Source organism: Vibrio sp. S12_S33, assembly GCF_963889785.1.
Lineage (GTDB): Bacteria > Pseudomonadota > Gammaproteobacteria > Enterobacterales > Vibrionaceae > Vibrio > Vibrio aestuarianus.
Window position 1 is genome coordinate 18,532 of record NZ_CAWPQZ010000001.1, and the last position, 21,962, is coordinate 40,493.

Consider the following 21,962-nt stretch of genomic DNA (forward strand, 5'->3'; position numbering starts at 1 on the left):
TCGCAAACAGCGAGTCCTAAGATTCGCCTACCAACACCACTATAGCGCACGTGCCGGATATATTAATTACCGATAATTAACTTCAATCAACATCGTCAGCTCCGATAACTTAAGGAATTGATGATGAATAAAACCAGTAGCTAGGATCTAACATGTCATCAGTGATCAACAGATTTAACCAAATCGTCGCCGCTCAGCCCAATAAGGTAGCGCTGAACAGTGAACAGGAACAATTGACCTACCAACAACTGAATCATCGTGCCACCTTGGTTGCTCAGTCGTTGGTAAGTCAAGGGCTCTCCGGCCAGCTTGTTGTGCTCCACTTTCCGTCTTCCATTGAATTGGTTGTCTCGATATTGGGTGTACTGAAGGCAGGCGGCACCTATGTCTGCTTAGACACTGCCTATCCTCAACAGCGTAAGCAATATATTCTTGATAAATCACAATCTCGCGCTGTCATTACCCGCCACCCCCTCGATCTGGCAGTCGAATTGACTCTCGACTATTCATTACTGCTCCTTGAACCTCTTCACACAGTGCCAGCGCACATTGACCCTAGCCCGATCATGAACGTGATTTTCACTTCCGGTTCGACAGGCGAGCCCAAAGGCGTCAAACTCAGCCACACCAATATCTTGAGCTTTATCGATACCCACGGTGATATCGTTGCGACTGACTGTATGCCACAGTTATCATCGATCGCCTTCGATGCCTTTCAGTTTGAACTCTGGGTCATGTTGCTCAATGGAGGCACCCTGTGCTTGTTGCCAGAAAAAACGCTGATCAATGCCCCGGCACTCAAACAAGCGATTGAACGACATCAAATCACAATGGCCTTTGTCACAACGGCACTTGTCAATCTCGGTGTATTGAATCACTTCATCCACCAACCGACGATCCGTCGACTTTACTTTGGCGGTGAGGAATTGAAGTCGAATGCGATCAAACATGACTTTCCTGACTATGACTTTGAGTTGGTACACTGCTATGGGCCATCTGAAACCTCAGTGTGGAACGTGTCTTATCATTGCCAGCAATGGGAAGCTACTCTCCCATTAGGCAATCCACTATCAAACAGTACCCTTTTGCTCGTCGACCAGCATGGCCAGGCAATCACAACCCCCAATCAGATCGGGGAAATCTACATTGGCGGACCCTGCGTCTCGGAAGGCTATCTACACGATGACCACCTTTCTCAGCAAAGCTTTAGGGTGATTGACGGGACTCGCTATTTCAAAACCTCGGATATGGCGATGTGGAACGCTGACGCACAATTGGTCTACTCTCACCGGATTGGCAATACGGTCAAGCACAATGGCTACCGCATTAATCTCAACGAAATTGATCGCGCTATCCAATCTTGTGACAATCAAGTGCAGTCTGTCACCACACAATTGAACGGTGAGTTAGCGACGTTTTATTGCCAAACCCAGCTCGATGAACTCGCGATACGACACCGTTTAAACGCTATCCTTCCTGCGTACATGTGCCCAACTCACATCGTGAAAGTGGCGCAGTTTCCTCTCACTCCGCATGGCAAGATTGACGTCCAGGCACTGCATCATCATCTCAATGAACGTCAGTGTTACACACAATCCAGTGAGGACAGCGCTGATCTTATCCTTACCATCTGGCGCAAGCTACTCGGTAACCCTGCGATAGATTTGGACGACAGGTACTTTGAATGTGGCGGAAATTCAGTGCTGCTGCTGAAGCTGCAGCGCGAGCTGAATAAGCAATTCAGCCTCAACGTGAAGGTGAGTGACCTCTTCGCCCACACGACCGTCTCTGAACAAGCCGAATTGATCGATAGCCTGATTGAACAGTAATTACATGCGCTGTAGGTCAAAGGCCTGCAGCGCCCATCTACTACGACAACTTTTATAATTATGATTTCAAATACTAACAACGTCACCGATGTCGCAATTATCGGCATTTCTTGCGCTTTTCCTGGGGCTGAGGACAAAGATCATTACTGGCAATTGCTGGTGAATCATCACATCGCCACCGATCTGCCGAGCGGCGCGGTCAACACAGACCGAGTCGCAGCAGAAGGGATACTGGATCGCCCTTACCATTTTGACGCGGCTTACTTCAATATGTCGCCTCGCGATGCCAAATTAATGGATCCGCAACATCGCAAACTGCTAGAGCACAGCGTTCTGGCACTGGCCGATGCCAATGTGGTTGAACACCAGGCCAACAATCGTATTGGGGCTTTCCTCAGTGTGGGCGCCAATCAGTATTACACCCATTGCCTGGCCAACTCTCCCTATCAGAAAGACAATCACTTGCAATACTCACTGGCCTTAGGCAACAGCCATCATTGTGTCGCAACCCAAATCGCCTACCAACTCAATCTACAGGGACCCGCCTATACCATTTCTACCGCGTGCTCATCATCGTTAGTGGCGGTCCATCAGGCTTGCCAAAGCCTTATAGCCGGAGAAAGTGATCTCGCTTTAGCGGGCGGAGCTAGCATCAATACTCCGCATGGGCAAGGTTATGAGTACATGGAAGGCAGCGTCCTGTCGAAGCAAGGTCACTGTCTGCCTTTCTCCGCTGACAGTGACGGAACCGTGCCTGCCAGCGGTGTCGGCGTGGTGGTCTTAAAGCGCTTGTCTGATGCCCTACGCGATAATGACCCGATTTACGCACTGATCAAAGGAGGAGCCACCAATAACGACGGTACGCGCAAGGTGGGTTACACCGCGCCAAGTATCGACGGTCAGGTCGAAGTGATTGAACGCGCCCTGTCATCCAGTGGGTTAACCCCCTCTGACATCACGTTTATCGAATGTCATGGAACGGCAACGACTCTCGGTGACCCGGTTGAAGTCGAAGCCTTGGCCAGTCGTTATCCGTCAGCCACATCAGAGACGCAGTACGCATTAGGTAGTGTCAAATGGAATATTGGCCATACCGACACCGCCGCAGGTGTTGCAGGATTGATCAAAGTGGCTCTGTCCCTGAAACACAATCTGATGCTCGGTTCGCCATACCTCGAAGCCTACAACCCAGAACTCCACATGGACGAGAAACCCTTCTATCTCCCGACAGCTAACGCGCCGTACCCAGTTCACCAACAAAACGCGGCCGTCAGTTCATTTGGCATGGGGGGCACTAACTGTCACCTGATCCTGTCGGCCTCACCAGACACACGCCAGCCCCAGCCCCTACTTCAGGCTGAGCCTTATATCGTGCCACTGAGCAGCCGTCACAATAGTACTCTGGCCACCCAGGAGCTGAAGCTGGCCGACTGGCTCGAATGCCATCCTGAAGCGACTATCGCCGATATCACAGGCACCCAAAGACAGTGTCGACTCGATGAACCTTACCGTCGCTATCATGTCGCTGACTCCGTGCCACAACTTATCCAGTCATTGAGAGCACCGAGCCGGGAGGTCGTACACGCGATCTCTCACCCAGAGTCGGTTCTGGTGGTCGAAGGTCAAGGCGCCGCGATTCAGGGCGCGGCACTGAGCAGGTACGAACACTGTGCACGCTTTCGCGAACTCTTCGATCAGTGCATCGCGTTGTTTGAGCGTGAGCCCGGTATGCCAGCGGACCTCAAACGCGTCGCCTTGGAGCCTGACTATGACCCCGATCTGCAGTCTCGGATGACTCTATACGCCCAACCGATCCTGTTTTCCATCCAATACGCTCTGGCCCATACACTGAAACAACAAGGGGTCTCGTTCCAGTCTTACATTGGCCACAGCCTTGGCGAGTGGATAGCGGCTGCGATTGCTGGACTTTGGTCGCTGGAGGACGCGGTGCGTTTAATAGCCTGCCGAGCGTCTCATATCCAAGCGTGTGACGAGGGGGCGATGATCGCGATCTTTGCCGGCGAAGCCCGTGCTCGTCAGTATTTATCAGGCACGCTGACCATTGCTGCGTTCAATGGCGAACACATGACGGTCATGGCCGGTGAAACCCAAGCCGTCCATCAATTAGCCGACAGGCTGCGGAAAGACGCGATTCGCTGCAAAATCCTCCAGACCAATAAAGCCTTTCACAACCCGATGCTTTCCCGCGCCGTGACTCCGTTACGGGAAGTCCTGACTTCGCTCACCTATCATTCAGTGAAAGGCCATCTCTACTCGAACTTAAAAGGGAAAAAAGTCGCTTTTCGTCGCGTTGCCAACCCAGAATACTGGATCGAGCAACTGCTTCAGCCTGTCCAGATGACCGGCATCTTACGTGCGTTAAATACATCACGCTGTGTATTGACCGATATTGGCGTCAGTCCTTCGATGACCAATATGTTCATCGCGCACAAGGCGGAATTGTCGACGGTGCTACTCAAGGTGCCCGACCGACTCGACGCCCCTGCTTTAACCGACTTCCTTGGCCAATTCTGGTCTCTTGGCGGAAAGATGGCCTGGGTTTCCCTGCCACCTTTGACATGGCAAAAGTGCAACCTGCCTGGGCCTGGCTTTAACCAGACTGAGTTTTATCAATCCCCAGCCCCTGTGTCCTCAGACTCTGGACTTAAACGCACAGTCGACCAATGGTTTTATCAAGACAGTTGGCTATGCCATCCTAGGCCAACGCGGTCGGCAGGCTCAATGTCTTCTGTCGCACACTACTCAGGCTGGTACCAACGTGAAGGCCAGCTGATCTATCGCGGCTTTCACGCCGGAGAGAACATCACTCCGTCGCAGTTATCTGCCTTTCTTGAGCAACTGGAACGCTTGACCGCCGATGACAGTAAGACTTGCTATATCCTTGTGCAAGTCACCCATCCAACGATGAGTCACGAGTTATCCGAGTGTTACCAACGCGCACTCAGCAGTTTAATCACGGTCATTGCGCAAGAAGCGCCACACCTCACCGTACGTCTCATCGGTCATCAACCCGACGACGAGCGGATCCTCACCACGGATCTAGATGCGCTCACCCAACATGCCTCATCTGTTTATGTCGACGAACAGTCTGTCTGGCACAAGACGCTGGTTCCCGTTCAGGCCAGTTGCGAACCCTACGTCTGGCAACGCAACGGCTATGTGATGATCACCGGAGGGTTGGGCAAAATAGGCTTAAGCTGGGCCCGGTACCTTATCGAGCACACCCAGCTTGAGGTCGTGCTCACTGGACGTAAGCCAGGCTCGCAGGTCGTCACCTTACTCTCAGACCTGCCTCTGGCCCTGACGAACTCACTAGAGAACCGTCAGGCACTATCGGCGCTGCTCGACTCACCTAGCGTGCATTATGCCAATGTTGACGTCGCAGACGGCCCCACACTGATGAGTAAAGTGGCGGGGTTCAATGATCAGTTTGGACCGCTGCGTGGTGTCATTCACTGTGCTGCCTACACCGCCTTGGAGGGGCTCAACCCCGTGTTCTCTAGCGCCACGTCGACGATCGCTCAACACTATCAGGCCAAAGTCGACGGTACTCTGGCTCTGGGGGCGCTGTGTGATAAGTATCAACCAGACTTTTGCCTGTTAATGTCTTCGATTTCCACCCAACTAGGCGGCTTTAATCTTGGTGTTTATGCCTACGCCAACCAGTTTATGAACGACTTTGTCGTCACTCGCTCGCACCAACCAACGCGTTGGATGAGTATCTCCTGGGATGGTTGGGACCTCCAAGATGACCCAACACTCTCGCCGGAAATCAAAGCATTAGCCATCAATCATCAGGACTGTGATAACGCGTTCTCCTGGGTGTTTGATCATCTCTCTCTATCACATTGCGTTGCCTCAACCCATGATATCTATCCTCGCCTCTCGGAATGGGCCTCTCATGCGGTGGCTAACCCAGACGCATCAACCAATGCCCTCTCGAGGGAAACGATCGAGCGCAAGGTCACCGACATTTTTTGCCACCTGCTTGGTGTCGACCACATTGAGCCTAATCGCAATTTCTTTGATATGGGCGGAGAATCGGTGGTCTTCTCTACGCTGGTCGCCGAAATCCACTCTCAACTCGCAATGACGCTGCAGCTTCATGCCTTTATGAATGAGCCGACCCTGAGTCATACCATTGATCTGCTGGCCGCTTCGTCCTCCGTCCAGCGAGATCGCGGCGCCGTGGTAAGCACTCTGACCTCTCTGTTTGAGGAGCTCTTGGACAGCACTGATGTGACAGGCGATAGCCATTTCTTCGAGTGCGGCGGAGATTCATTGGTCTTCACCCAGTTGGCAAAACGCGTCAAGCAAGCCCTCGACTTTACTGTTTCTCTCAGTGAGTTCATTGACGCCCCGACCATAAACCATCTGGCGGATTTGATTTGTGGGCGTCACTGCGAGTCCGAATCCGATCACTACGATGACTTACGTCTTCGCGCCGATCTCTGGCCAGTGTCGGCTCCAGCCGAGACCGACGACCGCGTCTTTCTGGTGACAGGAGCCACGGGCCTACTCGGTGTTAACTTGGTCGCCCAGCTCTTACACCGACCCGATGTCACTCACGTGGTGGCGTTAGTCCGAGCCGAAGATAACGCTCACGCGATGCAACGTATGCTCGCTCAGTTGGAGCGCTTTGCCCCTGACACCGACAGCACAAAACTCCGCGTAGTGTGCGGTAATGTCGCTGAGCCAAAGTTGGGATTGGCCCCTTCCTGCTACGAGCAACTCAGTCAGGAAATCACCGATGTGCTGCACAACGCCGCTCACGTCAACCACATCCTCGACTACGCGACACTCAAAGCCAGCAACACCTTAAGCATGCTTTCCGTCCTTGAGCTCGCCGCCGAGTGTCGCCACAAGCACATTCACTTTGTGTCGACTCTGGCCTGTGTGTCAGAACTCGACCGTCACAACCACTATGTGGAGTCGTTGCCAACTCGGGCAATCCAACCCGCTAAGCACCTTAATGGGTACGCGCGCTCCAAATGGGCAACGGAAGTCTTGCTAGAGCAAGCTATGGAACGCGGCTTCTCGGTCAATGTCGTCCGTCCTTCAAGCCTTGTGGGTCATTCATTACATGGGACCTTCAATGCCGACAACGATCATATCTGGCTGTATGTGAAAGGCTGTCTTCAGCTTGGCTGCTACCCTGTCATCGACAATGAAATTAACATCACCCCCGTCGATTTCATGTCAGAACTGATTGTCACCATCTGTCTGGCCAATCAAAACAAGGTCTACAACCTGCCCACCCCTTACGTGGCCCAAATGAATGACCTCTTTCACCACCTGGTGGCGCGAGGATACCAAATAGAAGGTGTCTCTCTGCCTGAATGGCGACAACAAGCGACCCGCAATGCCGATCACAATAACGCCTTGTACCCCATCCTGTCCTATTACCTCAGCGACAACTCGGATGACGACATCATTGCTCCAGATTATGGCAATGTCATCGTCGATAACACGCACGCGTTATTGCAGGCTAAAGGGCTGAACTTCCCGCAACCTGAGCAATTTATCCAGCACTTAGTCGAATATTTAGAACTCGTTAATTTCTTTGAGGACCACCATGTACAGTCGTGACAGGCATCTTATTCATCACCAGTTCGCTGACGTCGTTCAACGCCATTACCACGATATCGCCATCGCAGATGGCGATCAGCAACTCAGCTATGGCGAGTTGGATGCCGCCGCCAACCGGGTCGCCAATGCGATCCTCAATCACCACCCTCATGGTTCTGAGCCCGTGATGGTTTCTATGCACCGCAGCGTCGCTGCGGTGGTAAGCATGCTGGCCATCCTGAAAACAGGGCGTCCCTATCTGCCAGTGGACGATAGTTTCTCGGAGTCACAACTGACGTATATCGCCCAGGACAGTCGCGCGACCTGTATCATCAGTGATCGCCCTCTCAGCCAACCCCCTGTGCCTGTCTATATTTATGACGATTTACACCAGCACAACACGACAACCACGCCCGAGATTGAGCCCGCCTCGGCGCCGCTGGCGTATATCATGTATACATCTGGATCGACGGGGCGGCCAAAAGGGGTCGAAATCGAACATGCGGGCGTACTTCGTCTGGTCAGCAATAGTGATAACATCACGTGTCAGACTCAGGACGTCATCGCACACTGTTCGTCGATTGGCTTTGATGCCTCGACACTTGAGATTTGGCTGCCCTTGCTTAATGGCGCGCAGATCTATGTGATCGCGAAGCAGGATGTGCTCGATTTTGAACAGTTTGAACGCCAAATCAACATCGGTAATGTCAGCACCCTGTGGTTGACCGTGGCACTGTTCAACACCCTGGTCACGCGCCACCCACAAGCGTTATCCACACTAAAGACGCTGATGATCGGCGGCGACGCGCTCAATCTTGATCTGGTACGCAAGTTCCTGCGCAGCGACCACTGTCAGCTAGACACCTTCCTCAATGGCTATGGCCCGACCGAGAACACGACCTTCACCACCACCTTCGATATTTTCGGGCTCAGCGATAGTCACAACAGTGTTCCTATAGGCCGCGCGATCACAGGGACGGAAGTGGCCATCATCGACGAGCACAACCAAGCCGTCACTGGCGAGCAGATCGGCGAGTTGATCACCCGAGGGCTTGGCTTAGCGCGAGGCTATACCTGCCCACATGAAACCGAGCGCAAATTTTTTATTTATAACGGCGAACGACACTACCGCACCGGGGATCTGGTGCGCCGGCTGCCGTGTGGGAACTTAGAATTCGTCAGCCGCAAGGATCACGAAGTCAAAGTTCGTGGTCTGCGTGTCAATCTCACTCAGGTCGAAGAAGCCTTTCATCAGCAGACGGTTGTTCAGCAGTGCTATGTGCGCTGTGATAAGACGACACTGAATGAAAGATTAGTCGCCTACATCGAAGTCGCAGACAACAGCATCGAACAAGAGCGTCAGTTACGTCAGGACGTTGCCAAAGTCCTCCCCGCCTACATGATCCCTGAGCGACTTGTCTTATTGAGCGCGATCCCTCTGACACGAAACGGCAAACTGGATATTGAGGCTATTGAAGACCACATTCGTCCATGCGCGTCTCACGGTTCAAGCCCGCTGGCGCCAACGGGTACCATTGGAGAGAAGGTACACGCCTTGTATCAGAGTGTGCTGGACACCAAGGACTCAGACATTCCGAACTCTCGCAGTTTCTTTGAGCTAGGCGGAAACTCATTACAGATCTACCAATTGCTCAACACATTGAACGAAGAGTTCAACATCAAACTGACCGTCAAGCAGGTTTTGGACAACCCGAGTATTCAAGCCCTGACAGCGCAGATTGAGCGACTAGACATCCACCGCTCTGCGGCTTCGCCAACGTCATTTGCCCAGGAGAAAACCTGGCCGATTTCCCCCGCTCAACGCCGTCTCTGGTACGTTGAACAGTTGCGCCCATTAGACAATGTGATCGCCTTAGGCTATGCCCTGAGCGGTGACATCGATCATCAGCGTTTCCAATCAGCCTGCCAGCATACGGTCAGTCAGCACGGCATCTTTAATTGTCGGTTTGTCGAGCGCAACGGTGAAGTCCAATTGGAACCGGTTCAGCATGCGCTGGATTTTCAGGCCCTGCGTGACTCAGACTGGCGGTCCACGTTCGAGCAAGAAATCGCCACGCCATTCGATCTGTACCACGGGCCGATGCTGCGTGTGCGTTTACTGACCACTGGCCCCGGCCAGCACATCTTACTGCTGTTCTCGAACCATCTGATTTTAGACGGTTGGTCGGTCCAACTGCTGCTGCAGGCCATCAGTGATCATTATGATTGTCTGCATAAGGGGTACCCGCTCAGTGACACCGTTCAGCACGACTATCAAGCGTATTGTCTAACCATGGCTAACCAGCGCTGTTCGTCCGCGCTGGAAGCCGATCTGGCTTTTTGGCGCCAGCACCTGATTGATTGTCGCTTACCAGACGTGCTGCCCAAAGCCGCCCGACCTCTGCCACAGGCGGACGCGCAATCGTCTTTTATCCCCCCACATCGTGTCTCACTCCCAAGTGAGCTGAGTGAAAAGTTACTCGCTCAGGCTAAAGAACAAAAAATTAGCCTTTTCAGTCTGTTAACCCATCACTTTGGCGAAGCCCTGTGTCAGTTTTCTGCGTTGGAGGAGGTGGTTTTAGCCATTCCCACCGCCAATCGAGAAGGCTTTGCGGACACCATAGGTATGTTCGTCAATACCATTCCTTTTCGCTATCAGCGTGATAGCGATGCCCTCTCCGCCCACCAGACATTACAGCACTGTCTGAGTCATGCCGGAGCCTATCTTGATGAAATCCAACAGCATCTGAACCTGCATCAGTCCTCAATCAATCTGGATCGCTTACAAGTTGGGATTGCCCTGCAAAATACCGGGCACGACCGAGGGTTAACACTCGCTCACTGTGACAGTCAGTTTTTCCCTTTACCGACCGTCAGTGCGCGTTTTGATCTGTTTGCGCATTGTTTTGTCGTCAATCAGCACATCGAGATCGAATTTGAGTTTAATCCGCACTTTCTTTACCCAGAATATGTGGACAGCATCTGCACCCTCTTCACTCAAAGGCTTAACGAATCCGTCGACCTCACAGTGAGTTCCCCTCATTCGCTTGGCAAACACGCACCGAAAAAAGGGCCTGCTTATCGTCCTGAGCCGGTATTGGAAACGCTGGGCAATGTGTGGGCATCCCTTGACCAACAAATTGCCGTCGTGACCCATGATACCCACTACCCCTATCGTCAGTTGAGTGACGACGTACAGCAACTGAGACTGGCATTGACTCACGCTGGCATCACCCGCGGGCAGCGTATCGGCGTTCAACTTGAGCTTAGCTATGAGTATATTGTGACCATCTTTGCGCTATTGCTAAACGGCTGTTCGTTTGTTCCGCTTGATCGTCGCTACCCTCAGCAAAGGCTGCAATTCATCATCGATGATGCGAGGTTAGGTGGCAGCATAGGCCTGAGTTCAACAGAGCAGCCAGACGCACTCTTGACGACAATCGGTGCAAGCCCTCTCCACTTCACCCGCTACACCTCAGCGCCATCCAGCGCCAGTGAAAACGAAGCCTGTTTGCTGTATACCTCCGGCTCGACGGGGACACCCAAGGGCGTTGCAATCTGCCTTGATTCAATCTTGCGACTCACCCAATCGCCGAACTTTCTTCAGATGTCGCAACAGACGCGTTTTCTTGTCGCCTCATCTCCGGCGTTTGACGCCTCACTGCTGGAAATATTTGTCCCTTTGGTCAATGGGCTGAGTTGTGCGGTCGTTAATAAAGAAACCTTGCTCGACTACCCCAAACTATCGCGTCAACTGGCTCTTCAAGGTATCAACACGGCTTGGCTAACGGTCTCGCTGTTCAACGATATTGCCACAACTCGTCCGCAAACCTTGAGACACCTAACCGGACTGTTAATTGGCGGGGATGCGCTTAACCTCAATACGGTGCGCGCGTTCCTTGCCAGCCCCCACTGCCATCTTACTCAGTTCGTCAATGGATATGGCCCTACCGAAACAACCACCTTTGCGACCTGGTTTGATATCCTGTCATTACGCGATCATCATCACTGCGTCCCTATCGGGCAGCCGATCAATGATACACACGTCTATCTGCTTGGGGCTGAGCGTCATGCCAGTCAATGCGGTCAGGTAGGCGAAATCGCCATTGGGGCCCCCTGGCTCAAGCCCAATTACCACAATCGCCCTGAGCTCAATCAGGAAAAGTATTGCTTCAATCCGTTTTACTCGCTTGACGGTTGTCGCTATTTGTATCTGAGTGGCGATCTGGCTCGGTACAACCCGCAAGGTGACATCGAATATATAGGTCGACGCGATCATTTGGTCAAAATCCGTGGCCATCGGGTTGAACTGTCAGGCATCAACCACGTTCTGTTGGCTCACCCTCTGGTCAAAAATGCCCACGTTGGCGTGGTTGAAAAACCGGACAAACACATCGTCGCGTATCTGGTCCCCAACAACGCTGACGTCAATGTCGCTGATATGCGCAGCACCGTGATGAGTTACCTGCGCAACACGCTTGAACCCTTTCAAGTGCCATCAGGGTTGGTTTTTGTCGAACACCTGCCCCTGACTGTCAACGGTAAGGTGGACCAACGGGCCCTCAGCCAGTATGAATTCGATGCGAGTGAGGCGTCGATTCTCCCTCGCAATGATCTGGAAGCCCTGATCCACCGTTGTTGGACAGAGTTTATTGATGATGACCAGTTCTGTGTCACCGCACGCTTTTTTGATATTGGCGGCCATTCATTATTGGTACCCAAAGTCCTTCATCGATTAAGCGCCCTGACCGGACACAGCATTAGCTTTGTTGATTTTTTGCGTCATCAAACCGTGGCTGAACTGGCGTTATGGCTAAGCGATAACTCAGCGCTGACACATGAGGGGCATGGTGCATCGCTTGTACTGAGTCACTCCCAACGGGCAACGTATCCTGTGACCCTCGCACAACTCAACCTGTATTTTTCGCACGAGTTCGCCGTTCACAAAGCTTTGTACAACATTCCACAAGCCCAGTTGTTCGATAAACCGTTGCACGCTCAGCGATTACAACAGGCGGTAAACACCCTGATGCGTCATAGCCGTGTGTTAAATGTCGCGTTAACCTTCGATGAACAGGATAACCTGCACATGAGTGCTCGCGAGCCACAGGAAATAGAGCTCACTGTCCATTCTGTTGAAACGTTAGGCGACGCCATCGCAGTGTGCCAAACCCTAGCTGAAACTCCCTTTGATCTTCAGCTCGGTCCGCTGATCCGTTTCGACCTTCTATCCATCGCAGAGACACAACAGTCGGTTGTATTTATAAATATCCACCACATCATCGCCGATGACGCGAGCATGCAGTTTATGTTCAGGGCATTGATTGGTGTCTACCACCAACAGGGGATTCCCCCAGCAGGGTACGACTTCTTGGATTATAGCGAGGCTGTCATGACCGCAACCCCATCCGAACAAGACGAATCACTTAAGGCATTTTGGACGAATCAGTTTGAAGGCTACGAGGGTATCCTTAAGTTCACCTCTAACGACCGCTGTGATCTACCTAGTAATCTCGGCTTTCGCCAACAATTCGATATCACTCCCGAGGTGTTATGTCAGCTCACACAACTGACCAGCGCCGCACAGGGCACCCTATTTGAAACCGCATTAGCCCTATATCAGTCCGCCGCATCACGGGTGGCAAAACGCGCTGATATCGTCATCGGGTTCCCGTACTCACCAAGGGTGGATATCGGTTTGTTGGACACCATCGGCTATTTTGTCGATGTGATCCCGACTCGCGTGTCCGTTTCAGAAACGAACACCGACGTTAACGACCTCCGCGAGCGCATTCACATCAATCGTGCATTTCTGGCACATCGACCTGTTAATCAAACAATTTCATATATTTCCGGTATACGTCGATGCTACAATTATGCGCCTCTGGTCCAGAACGTCTTCGCATTTCATGGTCAGGACAGCACCCCATTACCAGCAGGGCAGTCGCTAGAGCTCGACAACCGTTACTGCCGATTCGATACCGTATTTACGGTCTTCATCAACAATGGCCGCGGCTCTGTCGTCGTGGAAGGCGCTCAGGACCTATATTCTTACTCCATGCTAGAACGTTTATTCACCGCGTTTATCGACATGATACAAGGGGTAAGTTCGACAATCAGTGAACCATTACTCACGCAACAATCGTTGGTTATTCAAGAATAAATAAAAGGAAAACAACAATGGCTATCAGACCTATTATCGAAGTGCCAGATGACAGACTTCGTGTGACCTATCAGAGCGTTGACGACGTCAGCACCGTGCAAACATTGATCGACGATATGTTAGACACCCTTTACGATACCGATAATGGTATTGGACTTGCGGCCGCTCAAGTTGGCCACAGCGAAGCCGTACTTATTATTGATATCTCAGCAAGTCGTGATCAGCCACTGATCATGATTAATCCTCAGATCATCGAGCATGAGGGAATGATTGACAGTGAAGAAGGGTGCCTGTCCGTCCCTGGTGTGTATGCCAAGGTACAACGCCACCAGCGAGTCAAGGTGCAAGCATTAAATCGCCAGGGAGAAGCATTTACCATCGAAGACGATGACTATCTGGCGATTGTCATGCAACACGAAATCGACCACTTACATGGCAAAATCTTCATCGACTACCTGTCTCCGCTCAAACGCAAGATGGCGATGAAGAAGATTAAGAAATTCCAACGGGCTCAAGTCACGGCGGCTTAAGAGTACTCACAATGAATAAGCAATTATTGAATGACTTCCTCCGCCAAGAAGAGTGCCCGCACTTACTGATGGACTTTGGTAACCCGGCCTTTAGCGAACGTATGCTCAAAGAGCATTTGGATCAAAACAGTGAATTTGCCAGCCGTAAACTCGATGAAATCGAGCGGCAGGTTGATTTTCTCTACCAGCACTATCTCAGACCCGGCGATAAGGTCTTGGATCTTGCCTGCGGTCCGGGTTTGTATACCTCGATGCTGGCAAACCGACAGGTGCACTGTACGGGATTCGACATTTCTCCAGCGGCGATTCACTATGCGCAACAGCAAGCCAGTCATTATGAACACTATCAGGTCGCGGACCTCAACCAGTTCAAACTAGATACCCAGTTTGACTTGGTGCTGATGCTGTTTGGTATTGCCAATAATCTTAAGGATCTGGACGGCTTACTTGCGCAGCTCAGAAGCAACCTAAAGCCCGAGGGTAAACTGGTGATTGAGCTAATGGATCTGGCGTTCATGAAAAGCCTGGTGGCCGGCGACGGAACCTGGACATATATGCACGAGGGCGGATTGTTGAGTGATAACCCACACTATCAACTCTGTCGCAGAATATGGCATGAAGATGAAGGCAAGTTGATCGACAGAAACCTAATCATCGACGACAATACTCAGATTCAAGTGTTTGAAGGACTCTTTTGGGGCTATTGTTTAAATCGCCTTGATGATCTGCTTGAGAATAATGGTTTTCTCCCAGCCCGCATAATCTGTCACGAATTGGAGAAAGGCGAACTGACACAGCACTTCTTTTTGATCGAAACCGCTTTGATGCCTTACTAATTTCAGTATTGCAATCTGCGTCCCCCTCCCCTCTCACCACTGGCGACGGGGGGAGGATGTAAGGTAGTCTTTCCGATATATATCAATAACTAAATAACAGCATCTTGAAATGTTCCTCTACATCACTATTTTTAGCGTTGGTGTGGGGCGTTCCATCTAATTAACGTTCAGAGTAGTGGGGCTAAGATGTTTTTATCCTGAAGCAACTTCACCACACTCAACAAAGAAATTCACAAATGCTGCATAACTATAGTAATCCTAACATAAGCTCAGTTTGGGTAAATTACCGCTGTTTACGAACACGAGCTTGTTGAGCTAAACTAATAATGGGGCATTTCTGAGCTAGAAGTGCCCACCGTGAAGGTTCTGGACATAATCGATTTAGCACTAATGCACTAACTCGGTAAATTCAGATAAGCTGAGCTCAGTCGAAAATTAAACTCAGCCTATCCATTAGTGGTTTAATCCCCCAAACGATTAACTACTTTTAGCTATTGACGATATAGAGCCACAATCATTTGGTTTATCAAATGAAGAGCTGCCCGCCACATAGTCAATCACTAGTTTTCCGATTTTCGATACTGTAGCCTTGTCCGTTGAAATAAAGCCCAAAGGCATAGTCACTGGCAAAGTTTCTGGTTGAGCGAAATGATAAATAACAACAGCTAGTTCACCTTCAAGGTGAAGGATTTCAACATTACCATCCAAGAAACCTTCAGCAAGCCCTTTAACATCTTTGTGGAACTGCCCAAGTTCATTCTTCCATTGTTTGGCTATCCTAAAGTCCCTGTCATCGGAAACTGGTACGTACAGTACAGGCTTGTAAAGCCGCTTCTCTTTCGTACTCGACTTGTGACTAAAGTCGCTCAAGCTAGAAATAAAGCGGTCACTCTTTGCCCAGAATGGATCTGAAGGCGCAATCCAAGTAAAGCGACTACTGCCCTTATCTGCTTTGCTCTCGATGCGCTTAGCAAGCATTGGAGCCAGAGCCTTCTGCAGTTTTTGCCAGTTGCCTTTAGAGTAGATTGGCCCCAGGAAAGTCGCTCTGCCTGAAGCAGTATGCTTTTCCAAAGCCTGCATCTCCTCTACATAGTTCGGATTGATCAAATTTGTCTTAGAATCGAACAGCTTTAGTGTCTCTTCATCACTTAGCGACACCATGGATTTAAAGATGCTCATGGTATTATTAAACGTTGATACCCGAGCGAGCTCTATTGCCATTAGTTCATGAACACACTCCGAGCTAATTAGCTCTTCATAGTCTTCACGTTCGACAGATTTGCCATCGATATCCATTTGGAACTCTGTAGTCAAACGCAACGGCAGTTGTCGCAGTTTGTTAACAGAATTCACTGTGTAGACAGAGGGTTGTTCTTTTCCGTCCTGAGTCTGCAAATGAGATAGATAGCCCTTATCTAGGATCTGATTGAACTGGTGTTGAAAGTGCTTCTCTACCAACTTTTCGCTTTGAGAAGCGTTACTATCATCAATCTTGAGAGATATACCAGCTTTCCACTTGTCTTGGACATTTTTGTTGCTAAAGCAACTAAAAGTAGCCAGATCAAATGACAGTGTAGCCCCACTATCTTGCACTGTTGAAAGCTGTGGGATCTCGCCAATTTCAGAAAAGTAACCTTGTGATTTTTCGGTCAAGACCAGACGGCCATCTGGTGACAGAGTCAGTTCACCTCGCTGAACCAGATCTGAAATCGCTTCCTCTGTTTCATGGCGGCTAAAGCCAAAATAGGTCGAAATTTGTGCCTTACTCATTGGGGAGACATGCACAAGCCTGAGCACAAACTCTCTGACAAATGGCAGCCCTTTCTGAGAGACGTATGAAAACTGAATGTTGAACCTCTGCGCGGGCAGCAGGAAGTCAACCTCGTGATAAGTTACTTTGTTATCAGACATCATTTCTGTTTCCCACCCTGCTTAGCTGAAAGGAATGTGTACCCTGCATCCTGACCACACTCAGTCATATAACGAACAACGGAGCCTAATGGCAGCTCTTTGTTGTTCCCCTTCCAAATATCCGCATTGCCAACAATCAACAAACGATCCATTGCACGAGACATCGCCACGTTGATCCGATTAGGTGCTCGTAAGAACCCTGGGCTATGCCGCTTATCCGAACGCGTTAAGGACAGAATGATGATCCTATTTTCCTTACCTTGATAGCTATCTACCGTGTCAATTTTGACTAGGTCCTTGAAGCCGTCACTCCAGATTTCTTGATTGAATTTCTGACGCAGTAGTCGCTTTTGCTCGGCATACATACAAATCACACCGATAGCAGCTTCATCTTTGCTAGTGAGCTTCGATAGCTCCGCTACGAATTCAGCATTCTCTGACACCTGTTTGAGCACAGAAATAATCTGATCGGCTTCGCAGCGATTGTAGATACTTATCCCACGATCTTCCAAATGATGCGCCCGTTGGCCCAAGTTAGAGGTATCCAGCCAGGTCACCATACTGCGCAAGGCTCGCGGCGCATGCTGATAGACATCTGGAATTGCTCGCTCGCCATTTCGAAGTTTACCGTCATAGAAGGTCTGCGATACCAAATCACCAATAGGCGGAGCCATACGATATTGCGTCAGCAGTGCTGCGCTAGCTTGCTCACCATAGCTAGAGTTGAATGCGCGGGCAAAGTCACTTCGCAACACTTCATCGATCTCAGTGCGCGAACTGTTAATACCCAATTTTCTTGCCAAAGCAGCCTTATGAGCGTCGGAGTACAATGGAGGAAGCTGTAAGTGGTCTCCCACTAGCAGGACGCGTCTAGCTGACTGCATTGCGATGGCTAGTTCACTCGCAATTGAGCGAGCAGCCTCGTCGATGATCACCCAATCGTAGATATTATCCTGAATGCCAATGTGGCCCTGTCCAATACCGACACATGTACCTGCCACCAACTGTCTCGAGCGCGCATAGAACTCGTCAACGTTAACCCGCTCTCCCGATAAAGCATCCTGCATATCTCGCGATATCTTAGCTAACGCTTTGACTCTGCGTGCCTCATCAGGTCTGACACCATATTCCCTACACAGCTTGGAAACTAGAATTTCTTTTGCTTCAGAGACCTTTGCTTCTGCATCTAAGCTAATACCGTACTCTGTGCTCAGCTTGGAGCGGATTGAAAGGTCGAGTTCTACTGAAATCTCTTTCAGCTCCTTTATGTCTTTTTCATCACTCAAATCATTGACTTGATAAAGCAATGTCTCAAGGTGGTCAATTTGCTTGAACAGCTTAAGCTCTGCTAGCACAACACTGGAAATGAACTCAGGCTCCAAACCAATAGCTTCACTCAAGGCTTCAACACGGTACTTACTCTCTGCGTTGAACAGTTCACGCTTCTCAGTTGTGATTGCGTTCGAATAAACATCTTTGAGCCCTGGAGAAACAGCCCCTTCACGGTTACTAAACCTAACAACTTCCAGATCTGTATTCAGACGAGCACAGTGCTTCCTGATCCGCTCAGCTGCTGTATTTACCGCCTCATGTGACTGGCTAACTAGCAAGATGCGTTTGGTGTTCTGCTTCTCAACCAAATAATGCACAAAGGCCGCAATAAACTCGGTTTTACCCGTCCCTGGCGGTCCCTGTAGTAAGGAAAGAGGACCATTGTTAACCAACTTGGTAAACGCCTCTCTTTGCTGCTCATTCAGGCTGATCTGGTTTCCGTGCTGGTCTTCACGGTCATACCTAGTGAAGTCAGCATCACTTAACGAAATGCCGTAGTTTAGAGCAGGTTTCTCGCAAGATGGGTCGAAGAGATCCATCAAGTCGGGCATTACCCCTTCTCGATCAAGTAGTCGCTCCAAAGCTCGTTTACGCTTGCGATATGAAGCACGATCCTGCTTGGTACGGAAGAATACAATATCGGAGTCGGTCAACTTATATGCTGCCGCACGGGTTTTGACCAGCCGGATCTCCTTAAGTGCTGACTTCTTAAGTGACACCTCGCCAATAAACCGCTCGACACCTTCCTGATCAACCAATAATGCTTCGACTTCATCACTACTGCTGAATCCACCTAGAGGATCTACATCAGCAGAGTAAGGGATCAGAAGTTCTCCATGAGCGTCTGCTACAGGAATAATTTCACCACTAACTTCAATATTTGGGTACGACTCGGTCTCCGTATCCAGAATCGCCCGCCACAGTTTCACGGTCGGTATTTCCAGCGTCTTTGTCGAAGCTGGCTCCACAGCCTGCTTGTCTAGCTTTGAGAAGGCTTCCTTCAACTGAAGAGTTAGCGTACCTGTACCTTCTTCTTGCTCTTGCTTTTCTTCAGATGCTGTAGCCAGATCTATCGCACGTGCAAAAGACTCATCTTCATTGAGCAGATCAGTCAAAGCAGACATTTCTTGTGGCCGACCAGGGATAATCCGTATGCCAGTACCAATTTCAAACTGGCTATCGTCAATATCCTGCTTGCGAATTGATGACCGCGGCCATGGCTTGAAGCCAACAAGCAGGGCTTTCTGCTGTTTGCAGAACATTGCAGAAAAACTGCCGCCAATCCCAGTGAAGGTTACTTTGACTTCAGTTGGCTCCTTATGGTTCGGCTCAACTTTGACATACAGATGACCGTTATCGGGCAGGATAGTGATAGCTTCATCGGCGTTACCTGCTGTAATCTCAATCAGGCTTTGCTCTGACGATGCGTCATCACTGTCTATAGCCTTCTTAAAACGACCTAAATCCTTAAACCCAAATTGAGGATCTTCTAACTCAGCCCGGATCGCATTTGCCAAGGCTGGGTAAGTTTCAGACTCATGCCCCCAAGGTAAGCCAAGCAATTCGCATGACATCTTCATCACTGCAAAGTTATCACGCTCAAAAGAGGTACAGCCATCGATATATTCAGGACTGTAGCAGTGGTTCTTTGACTCTTCCCCGGACGGTGAAAAGTCTGGGATATCGATTAAGTAAAGAGAGCGACTTTCAGTCTCCAGCATCACATTGCCAGGATGGATATCGCCGTGAGCAACACCAAGGTCGTGTAGGTGCTCTACAGCGGCAACGAACTTACCAACTAGCTCAATTTTCTCATCGTCTGCAATCAGCGCCTTATCCCAAGTAGCTCCTTGCACTTGGTCTGTAACCATATACAGACTCGATGACTTCGAAGCAATGCCAAACTCACGGATTTCCGGTAGGTAAGTCGGTTTGACTGAAGAAAGCTTATCTAGCAATTTCAGAAACTTAAGAACCTGGAAGTTTGTTGCAGAATCATCTCCTTGTCCACCGGCATTCAACCAAGCTTTTATGAGTCTTCCGCCTGAGACATAGACTTCTTTTTCAGCAGTCTCAACCAGAAAGTCATCATCTTCCCGATACTGACGCGAGTGGTTGATAGCATGTCGGTAAGGATCAAGCTCAGCATCATCAAATGTTGGAATAGCCTCGCCTGCAGGCTCGGCTTGCTTCAATGCATCAAAGAATTCTGTAGCAGAAGCGAACTTTGCTGCAACAGCATCCAACAATACTCCTGAATACCATTGCTCACTGTTTAGCATGTCATCCTGAACTGTTTCCAGGCTCTTAGGGGACATACGCTTCCCGCTAAGCAAGTGCCAGGCAACAAGCCCCAAGGCGTGAACATCCTGCTGAAAAGGTGTCAAATCGCCCCCATCTAGCATGTCTTGTGCTTCAACAGCACCCACAGACAGACTCTTGCGATAATCTCCAACCGTACCAATAGGTTGATGATAAGCAGAGATAAAGTTTGAAAGCGCGACCTCTTTTGATGGTGAAATCCAAAGACTATGATCAGCAATGTCCCTGTGAGCAATTTTCATCTCGTGCAGATTGCCAAACTTAGCAATTAGCAGCTTAGTAACATTCAAGCGGTCTAATACTGAAAAAGCCTTGCCATATTTTCCTATAAACTCATTAAAGCGAACATGACCAGGGGGAAGTTCGTATACCTCACTGTACTCTGCTGTCACCTCGTCTTTTTGGAAACTCGTCAACGACCGCAAGCAGTGGTTATATAAGTCCCGGTTCTGGTGGTTTATGTGCTGTAACACTTCACGTTCACGGGAAACAATCTCTGCTCTTCCTTCAGGAGTGTATGCCTTGCTTCCCTGAACATTTTTGAAGCTCCATACGCGGAGCAATGCTTCGGTACTAGACGAGATCTCAGACTTTGCAAGGTACTCCCGATACACTTTCTTCGGGTGCTCGAAGATTTTATCCTTGGCTTCGTAACCATCTACCCTTAGAGCTTTTGGCGCAGTCTGAGGCCCTAAGAATAAGTTATCAAAAATAGGGAAATCTTGGTTCAGAACCTGTGCATTGGGGTGTGGCCTGAAGTGTTTATTAAAGGTATTTCGATCAGCAAATTTAAGAAAATCCGTTAATGAAATCGTATGGTGAAGCTGATCTTCAGGCAACTGACTGAAGTCTGCATTTCCAGTCATGACTACGAAGAAATGAACAAAAGGGGCATAGTTTTTGTTCGTAAAACGTTGAGCCAGGCGCTTTAGCTTGTTGTCTAGTGTGAACTTTTTGCCACGAGTTACGCTGACTGGCGAGCGTCCCATGTTCTGGTCGCCCTTATACCAAGTATCACCGCGTGCTGTAACAGGCTGATGGTTCCAGTCTTTCAACTCAACGATGATAACGTTGCAGTGCGTTACAATGACTAAGTCGAACTCACCTTCTTTTTTTGACTCAACAAAACGAAAACCGGCATAGCCTTTCCATGGAAACATCCCGTTGTTACCACTACCATAGCCATAGCTTTGCAACTGATCTCCAAGTGAACCGCCGCGTGCAGGCTTCTTAGGTGTAGAAACCTTATCCGAAAATGCAGCCTTAATTTTTTCGATAGCAGCTACTTCTTGCTCTTGTAAGCCACCATCCCAGATTTCTATCTCCAACTGAAGTCCTCTCTCTATCTGGCTTGTTATTCTCTTTTTGGTTGTCTATTTGTCGATAAGGCACCCTCGCAGCCACTTCTATAACATTGAGTCGTTTTCATGACTAAGAGAAGGAATGTCTA

General features: G+C 49.9%; 7 protein-coding genes. 5 read left to right on the forward strand and 2 right to left on the reverse strand.

Annotated features, from left to right (window positions below; translation table 11 throughout):
- The first annotated feature begins 152 nt into the window (after window positions 1-152).
- From AACW06_RS00075 to AACW06_RS00095, 5 genes are read left to right on the forward strand one after another with little or no spacing between them, the layout of a single operon-like run.
- A complete protein-coding gene (locus AACW06_RS00075; RefSeq protein ID WP_192073491.1) occupies window positions 153-1,829 on the forward strand; it encodes a non-ribosomal peptide synthetase in 1,677 nt (558 codons plus the stop codon).
- A gap of 60 nt (window positions 1,830-1,889) precedes the next feature.
- Complete coding sequence (locus AACW06_RS00080; protein ID WP_192073492.1) at window positions 1,890-7,439, forward strand: type I polyketide synthase; 5,550 nt, start codon at window positions 1,890-1,892, stop codon at window positions 7,437-7,439.
- Window positions 7,426-13,581 carry a non-ribosomal peptide synthetase gene (locus AACW06_RS00085; RefSeq protein ID WP_192073493.1) on the forward strand — a complete coding sequence of 2,052 codons (6,156 nt, stop codon included), beginning with the start codon at window positions 7,426-7,428 and terminating at the stop codon, window positions 13,579-13,581. The genes AACW06_RS00080 and AACW06_RS00085 overlap by 14 nt, the downstream gene beginning before the upstream one ends.
- A 17-nt stretch (window positions 13,582-13,598) precedes the next feature.
- On the forward strand, window positions 13,599-14,111 hold the full coding sequence (gene def, locus AACW06_RS00090; RefSeq protein WP_017050261.1) for a peptide deformylase: 513 nt from the start codon (window positions 13,599-13,601) through the stop codon (window positions 14,109-14,111).
- An 11-nt stretch (window positions 14,112-14,122) separates the two neighbouring features.
- Complete coding sequence (locus AACW06_RS00095; protein ID WP_017050260.1) at window positions 14,123-14,947, forward strand: class I SAM-dependent methyltransferase; 825 nt, start codon at window positions 14,123-14,125, stop codon at window positions 14,945-14,947.
- Between the two features lie 477 nt (window positions 14,948-15,424).
- Here the strand turns inward: AACW06_RS00095 and AACW06_RS00100 are convergent, their stop codons facing one another.
- Both AACW06_RS00100 and AACW06_RS00105 read right to left on the reverse strand, forming a co-directional pair.
- Complete coding sequence (locus AACW06_RS00100; RefSeq protein ID WP_192073494.1) at window positions 15,425-16,861, reverse strand: hypothetical protein; 1,437 nt, start codon at window positions 16,859-16,861, stop codon at window positions 15,425-15,427.
- Window positions 16,858-21,840, reverse strand: a complete 4,983-nt coding sequence (locus AACW06_RS00105; RefSeq protein ID WP_192073495.1) for an AAA domain-containing protein — start codon at window positions 21,838-21,840, stop codon at window positions 16,858-16,860. Before AACW06_RS00105 ends, AACW06_RS00100 begins: the two co-directional genes overlap by 4 nt.
- Between the last annotated feature and the right edge of the window lie 122 nt (window positions 21,841-21,962).